Origin of the sequence: Intestinibacter sp., assembly GCF_051866655.1 — a bacterium.
In the GTDB taxonomy this organism is placed as follows: domain Bacteria; phylum Bacillota; class Clostridia; order Peptostreptococcales; family Peptostreptococcaceae; genus Intestinibacter.
On sequence record NZ_JBJDXL010000048.1, the window covers coordinates 1 to 7,611 of the forward strand.

Genomic DNA, 7,611 nt, shown 5'->3' on the forward strand with positions numbered 1-7,611 from the left:
TCAAAGCCTATAAATGCCCAAGGAGCAATAGCAAATACTTTAAAAATTTCATTATCTGTGCTAACATAATATATGGCAATCGAGTTTAGATTTCCAAAAAATGTTTATTAAAAATGCTAATAAATTAAAGCATAAATAATAAAAATTACTTAATAAATTAAAAAGCAGCGGAAATGTAAATTAATTATTTGTTATGTTTAGACAATTGTTAATTATCTATTTATTGCGTATATTATTTGATTTATTTAATTTATAAAAAAAATATAATATGGGTAAAAAAATAATTCGATTCTTTATTTTTGAAAACTAAATCAGATAAATAACAAAAAATAACATATAAAGACAAGTATTTAATAAAAAAACTTAAATTTTTAATTTGTTTAAAAATTTAGAAGGAATTTGACAATTAATGTAGAAATTTATAAGTAATGTTTAGTATGTAAACATTTTGTTAAAAAATAGACAGTATTATAATAGCAAACTTTATTTTTTAATTAATAATATTTACTTATTTACAAGGAGGAAGTAATAAAATGGCTAAATTTATGAAAACTGTAGATGGAAATACAGCTGCTGCTCATGTTGCTTATGCATTCACTGATGTTGCTGCTATATATCCAATAACTCCTTCTTCAACTATGGCTGAATTAGTTGATGAATGGGCTTCTCAAGGAAGAAAAAATGTATTCGGACAACAAGTTAAAGTTGTTGAAATGCAATCAGAAGCAGGTGCTGCTGGTGCATTCCACGGATCATTACAAGCAGGTGCTTTAACTTCAACATTTACTGCATCTCAAGGGCTATTATTAATGATACCTAATATGTATAAAGTTGCAGGTGAATTATTACCAGGTGTATTCCACGTTACAGCTCGTGCAATAGCATCTCAAGCTTTATCAATATTCGGTGACCATCAAGACGTTATGGCTTGTAGACAAACTGGTGCATGTTTATTATGTTCAGGATCTGTTCAAGAAGTTGCTGATATAGCTCCAGTAGCTCATATGTCTGCAATAGAAGGTTCTTTACCATTCTTACATTTCTTCGATGGATTCAGAACTTCACACGAAATACAAAAAGTTGAATTAATGGAAAATGAAGAATATGCACAATTAATAGATATGGATGCTGTTCAAGCATTCAGAGATAAAGCATTATCTCCAAACCACCCAGTTACTCGTGGTACTGCTCAAAACCCAGATATTTACTTCCAAACAAGAGAAGTTTCTAATAAATACTATGACAATATGATAGACATAGTAGAAAAGAACATGGCTAAAGTTAGTGAATTAACAGGAAGAAAACATAGCTTATTCGATTACTATGGTGCAGAAGATGCTAAACATGTAGTAGTTGCTATGGGTTCTGTTACAGAAGCTTTAGAAGAAACAATAGACTACTTAAATGCTAGAGGAGAAAAATTAGGGGTTGTTAAAGTTCACCTTTACAGACCATTCTCTGCAAAACATTTCTTAGCTGCTATGCCAAAAACTGTAGAAAAAATAGCAGTTTTAGATAGAACTAAAGAACCAGGTTCATTAGGAGAACCATTATACTTAGATATATGCAACATCTACAAAGGTGTTGAAAATGCTCCAGTTATAGTTGGTGGTAGATACGGATTAGGTTCTAAAGATACTACTCCTACTGACTTACATGCAGTATTTGAAAACTTAAAATTAGACGAACCAGCTAACGGATTCACTATAGGTATAGTTGATGACGTAACTAACACTTCACTTCCAGCTGCAGAACCAATAAAAATATCTGCAAAAGGTACTGTAAGATGTAAATTCTGGGGATTAGGATCTGACGGTACTGTTGGAGCTAACAAACAAGCTATAAAAATAATAGGTGACCACACTGATAAATATGCTCAAGCATACTTTGATTATGACTCTAAAAAATCTGGTGGTATAACAATGTCTCACTTAAGATTTGGTGATACTCCAATCAGATCAACTTACTTATTAGATGAAGCTGATTATATAGCTTGTCATAACCAATCATATGTTTACAAATATGATTTATTAAAAGGACTTAGAAAAGGCGGAACTTTCGTATTAAATACTATATGGGACGCTGAAGGATTAGAAGAACATTTACCAGCTGAAATGAAACAATATATCGCTAAAAACGATATACAATTCTATACATTAAACGCTGTTAAATTAGGACAAGAAATAGGATTAGGAAACAGAATAAACATGATATGTCAAGCTGCTTTCTTCAAACTAGCTGACATAATACCAGTAGACGATGCTGTTAAATACTTAAAAGAATCTATAGTTAAAGCTTACGGTAAAAAAGGTGAAGCTATAGTAAACATGAACTACAAAGCTGTTGACGCTGGTATAGATTCATTAGTAAAAGTTGATGTTCCTGCTGCTTGGGCTGAAGCTGTAGATGCTCCTAAAGCTGAAGTTGAAGAACCAGCATTCATCAAAAACATATTAAGACCAATGGTAGCTCAAAAAGGTAATGACCTTCCAGTATCTACATTCTTAGGATACGAAGATGGTACATTCCCATGTGGTACAGCTGCTTACGAAAAACGTGGTACTGCAGTTAACGTTCCTGAATGGCAACCAGATAACTGTATCCAATGTAATAGATGTTCATTCGTTTGTCCACATGCTTGTATAAGACCAGTTCTTTTAACTGATGAAGAAGTAGCTGCTGCTCCAGAAGCATTCGTAGCTGTTGACGCTAAAGGTAAAGAATTAAAAGGATTAAAATATAGAATGCAAGTTAGTATAATGGACTGTACTGGATGTGGAAACTGTGCTGACGTTTGTCCAGCTAAAGAAAAAGCATTAGTAATGAAACCATTAGAAAGCCAAGAAGTACAAGTTCCTAACTGGGCTTATGCTGTTGATGCTAAGAAAGTTGCTCCAAAAGGTAACTTAATGAACGATAAGACTGTAAAAGGTAGCCAATTCAAACAACCACTTGTTGAATTCACAGGTGCTTGTGGTGGATGTGGTGAAACTCCATACATCAAATTAGTAACTCAATTATTTGGAGATAGAATGATGATAGCTAATGCTACTGGTTGTTCATCAATTTGGGGTGGTTCTGCTCCTTCAACTCCATATACTTGCAACCATGAAGGTAAAGGTCCATCTTGGGCAAACTCTTTATTCGAAGACAATGCTGAATATGGTTTAGGTATGAGACTTGCAGTTAAACAAATGAGAGACAAACTTGAAGACGATATGAAAGCTTTAATAGATGTTTGTGGTTGTGAAGACTGTGCAAAAGTATTAAACGCTTGGATAGATGCTAAAGAAGACAGTGCTGCTTCAGTTGAAGCTTCTAAAGCTGTTGTTGAATTATTAGAAAAAGCTAACCCAGAAAAAGAAGAAGCTAAAGCTCTAGTTGCTAGTATAAAATCTAGAAAAGACTACCTAGTTAAGAGATCTCAATGGATCCTTGGTGGAGACGGTTGGGCTTATGACATCGGTTACGGTGGTGTTGACCATGTATTAGCTTCAGGAGAAAACATAAATGTATTAGTATTCGATACAGAAGTTTACTCTAATACTGGTGGACAATCTTCAAAAGCTACTCCACTTGCTGCTATGGCTAAATTCGCTGCTGCAGGTAAGAGATCTAGAAAGAAAGATTTAGGTATGATGGCTATATCTTATGGTAACGTATATGTTGCTCAAGTTGCTATAGGTGCTGATTATAACCAATTCGTTAAAGCTGTAGTTGAAGCTGAAGCTTATGATGGACCATCTCTAATCATATGCTACGCTCCATGTATAAACCATGGATTAAAATGTGGTATGGGTAAATCTATCCAAAACGAAGCTGATGCAGTTAAATGCGGATACTGGCATTTATACAGACATAATCCTGAACTTAAAGCAGAAGGTAAGAATCCATTCACATTAGATTCTAAAGAACCAACTGAAAGCTTCAGAGATTTCATAATGGGACAAGTAAGATATGCTTCTATAGCTAAACAATTCCCAGAACAAGCTGAAGAATTATTCACTAGAGCTGAAGAACTTGCTAACGAAAGATTAGAAAGCTATAAGAGATTAGCTAATCAATAAGATTGGTTGAATTAGTGATAATTTGAAGGATTGAATTTAGATTAAAAATCAATTTAAATTGTGAAAAATAGTTTAGATTGTAATAAATTTAAATAAAGGTATGGCGAGTCTTATGACTCGCCATATTTTGTGTTTGAAAAGTATTTAAAAAAGAATTAAAGAAAAACTTATGTGTTTTTGACTTTATTATACAATATATCCATTTATAAAATACATTTCGTACTCAGATGAACTATCATGATAAAAATCACCCATATAAGTTATATAATCTCCAGGCTCTAATGAACTTACATAATCTACATCATCTGTATCATCTGCTGAAATGCAGATACATATTGAGTATTCAGAGCCATAAGTATCTAAGTATACATATACACCGTTAGAATCACTTTCGATTTTTTTTATTTCGCCTGTCATTTCTATAGTAGAATCAGAATAATAGTCGTATGCATCATTATAGTCATTTTCAAAATCATAAACAAAGTCTTCAGCATATACTTCTATATAGTCCTCATAGTCATCATCATAATCCTCATCATCAAAAAAAGCAATTATTCGTTGAAACTCTTCAAATACTTCTGATGTTTCAAAGTAATTTGTAACGGAGACTAGAGAATTTTGTATATTGGAGAATTTAGATGAAAATCCGACTATTATAGCAACTATTATCAACAATACGATCACTAAATTTTCAGATTTATCGCTAATAGAAAATTTCGTAGCTTGAATTTTGTTACAGTGAGGACATTTTATTGCTGATTTATCCATTTCCATACTACAGTATTTACATCTTTTATATTCCTTCATCATCATGATTATTTTCCCCCTTAAAAATAATACTCCTTACAAAAAACATAGTCGATATAGTGCTAAATAGCAACAAACAAAATTGTAACCAAAAAAATACAGACTGTAAGTTTCTCACAATCTGTATTTTATATAAAATATTAATTAATAAATATTTACTATCTCAAATTATTAAGTTCCTATTATATCCAATTAAAATATTTACAAGCATAAGCTATACCGTCATCTGCTGCATCCTTTGTCACAAATGTAGCTTTTTCCTTTAGCTTATCTATTGCATTTCCCATTGCGATAGAGATCCATTCATCTGTGAACATCTTTAAGTCGTTTTTGCCGTCGCCAAATACAACTGCATCCTCGTATGGAGCGTTATAGTAATCTAGTACACTTTTTATTCCTACAGATTTGTCGTCTGGTTCAACAAAAACATAAGTATTTTGATAGCGAGCGAAAGGTACGTTTTGGAGATTTTCTAATTGATGCTCGTTTTCTAAAGTACATGCTATATAAGCTTTGTAAATAATGTCTATTTTATCTATATCTAGGCCTTCATCTACAGCTGTCTCCATATAATCGTCGTTTTGGGTATCTTCTATAAATTTAGAAGATTTACAGTATCTAACCTTTGAGTTATCGTATGAAATCGCCCAAGAAAAACCTTTTTTATCACATTCTTTTATTAATTTAACGACACTTTCTCTATCTAGAGGATCTATTTTTATTAACTTATTGTCAATAGTTATACCGTTTCCGCCGTCGCTTACCATATTTTTAAATCCAATTTCATTGCAATAATCAAATGCCATAGCTTGGCTTCTTCCAGTTGCGATTGCACAAAAATGTCCTTGGCTTTCTAATTTTTCAATTGCGGCTTTGGCTGATTCAGGAATATATTTTCCTGGATTACCTACTGCAAGTGTTCCGTCGATGTCGAAGAAGAAATATTTTTTTCTAAAATTTTTATTTTCCATAAATTATCCTCCCAATATAAAAGTTCTAATTTTACAAAAATTTATATAATTATGTCTACTTTAATTATATTATAAAAAAATAGAACAATTAATATTGTAAATTTCAATATGAGATTGAAAATTTATGAAATTTTACTGTGTCACAGTAAACATATTGTAGAGCTTCATAAGCTTGATATCATCCTTTGAAATTTTTAATTCCTTCGCTAGGTCATCATTTTCTTCTAAAGGTTTTTTACTAAATAGCATTTTTAGCGCAATTGGCATAAAAGGTCTAAATGAAACTCCAGACATAAGTCCCCATATTTTATCAGTATCTAGAAAAGATGCCAATATATTTATAGAGATTTGCTCCAAAGGTGTTGCTTGATTTTGCAGTATCATAGATGTAAGTGTATCGTAGTGTTTTGTAAATCCATAATATGTATTTTCACAATTTTGATAGTTGTCAAAATCCTTGACATTCATATAGAGCATAGTTTTATAACTCAAATCTTCGGTATGAGCTATAATATCTATTACACATTTTATAATTTCATTGCTTCTACCGTCGTATATATATGAGTAAAACTTGCTAGAATTTCTAAAAAAAGCATTTACGATGTTGCTGTTGTGTATATTGTCTATATTAGGTCTAATATATAAAAGCTGTTCAACATGAACATTTAGAGCATTGCTGATTTCATATAGTGTCTGTATATCTATAGAAATATCTCCGTTTTCATATTTAGAAACTGTAGATTTACTTTTATTAATTGAATCTGCAAGCTCCTGTATAGTCATATTTTTTCCTTTTCTTATGTTTTTGATTTTTTTGCCTATTTCTATATTTACATTAGATAAATCTTCCATATCGATGCCTCCTTGTAAATGTGTATAAAAGTTTCGTAAAAGTATATTTTCTTTAGAAAATAATTAAAATTTTATTTTATATTAAAATTTTACCTTTAAAAAATAGTTTTGTCTATTTAGGAGAAACTTTTTTTGGAAAAAGTTTCTTTTAAGTAGACTGCGTTTAATTGTGCAAATTTAAATTTTATGAAATAATAAAACTATAGAAAATATAGAGACTAATTTAAAAGGAGGATTTTTAAATGGGAAAATACAATTTTGATGAAATTATAGACAGAAGAAATAGTAATGCAATGAATACAGATGGGTTTAGAGAGTACATATTCCATGCACCACCAACAATGAAATTTCCATATGCAGATGATGAATTTGTACGTATGTGGATTGCCGACATGGAATTTGCTACACCACCTGAAATAATCGATGCTATAAGAAAAAGACTAGATAAAAGAATATTCGGATATACAAAGATATTTGATCCAGCTTATTATGAAGCATTTAATGGTTGGTGTAAAAAGCTTTACGATTGGAGCTTTGAAAAAGAGCATCTAGTTACTTGTAATGGAGTTATACCTGCATTATATGAATTAGTAGATTATATAACAAATGAATACGAAAAAATTCTTATAGTAACTCCTTCTTATGCTTATTTTAAACATGCTGTAGATTTTAACAAAAGAGAGCTTGTGACAAGTGATTTAATAGAAAAAGACAATTATTATACTATAGATTTTGAAGACTTTGAAGCTAAGGCAAAAGATGATAGAGTTACTCTATGTATATTCTGCAACCCTCACAATCCATCAGGTAGAGTTTGGACAGAAGAAGAGTTAAAGAGAGTAGGTCAAATATGCTTAGACAATAATGTTATGGTTATATCTGATGAAATTCACTGTGATTTACTTAGAAATGGC

Annotated in this window: 5 protein-coding genes; 2 read left to right on the plus strand and 3 right to left on the minus strand. The window is 31.2% G+C overall.

All coding sequences use genetic code 11. The features are described from left to right. Positions 1 to 533: 533 nt before the first annotated feature. The gene (gene nifJ / locus ACI3VO_RS01380; RefSeq protein WP_439756184.1) at positions 534 to 4,067 is read left to right on the plus strand and encodes a pyruvate:ferredoxin (flavodoxin) oxidoreductase; all 3,534 of its coding nucleotides are present in this window, start codon (positions 534 to 536) and stop codon (positions 4,065 to 4,067) included. Positions 4,068 to 4,253: 186 nt separating this feature from the next. Here nifJ and ACI3VO_RS01385 read toward each other — a convergent pair whose 3' ends face one another. From ACI3VO_RS01385 to ACI3VO_RS01395, 3 genes are all read right to left on the minus strand, one after another. Continuing rightward, positions 4,254 to 4,880, minus strand: coding sequence for a hypothetical protein (locus ACI3VO_RS01385; RefSeq protein WP_439756185.1), 627 nt, complete (start codon positions 4,878 to 4,880; stop codon positions 4,254 to 4,256). Between the two features lie 176 nt (positions 4,881 to 5,056). After that, complete coding sequence (locus tag ACI3VO_RS01390) at positions 5,057 to 5,845, minus strand: HAD-IIB family hydrolase (protein WP_439756186.1); 789 nt, start codon at positions 5,843 to 5,845, stop codon at positions 5,057 to 5,059. 132 nt (positions 5,846 to 5,977) lie between these two features. Then, positions 5,978 to 6,697, minus strand: coding sequence for a helix-turn-helix domain-containing protein (locus tag ACI3VO_RS01395; RefSeq protein ID WP_439756187.1), 720 nt, complete (start codon positions 6,695 to 6,697; stop codon positions 5,978 to 5,980). A gap of 242 nt (positions 6,698 to 6,939) precedes the next feature. Here ACI3VO_RS01395 and ACI3VO_RS01400 point away from each other — a divergent pair. Further along, positions 6,940 to 7,611, plus strand: a 672-nt coding sequence (locus ACI3VO_RS01400; RefSeq protein ID WP_439756188.1) for an aminotransferase class I/II-fold pyridoxal phosphate-dependent enzyme, incomplete at its 3' end; no start/stop codon positions are given.

Bases quoted from the DNA above. Each gene is read 5' to 3' on its own strand.
- ACI3VO_RS01385 (WP_439756185.1), bottom strand. From the start codon at position 4,880: ATGATGATGAAGGAATATAAAAGATGTAAATACTGTAGTATGGAAATG.
- nifJ (WP_439756184.1), top strand. From the start codon at position 534: ATGGCTAAATTTATGAAAACTGTAGATGGAAATACAGCTGCTGCTCAT.
- ACI3VO_RS01395 (WP_439756187.1), bottom strand. From the start codon at position 6,697: ATGGAAGATTTATCTAATGTAAATATAGAAATAGGCAAAAAAATCAAA.
- ACI3VO_RS01390 (WP_439756186.1), bottom strand. From the start codon at position 5,845: ATGGAAAATAAAAATTTTAGAAAAAAATATTTCTTCTTCGACATCGAC.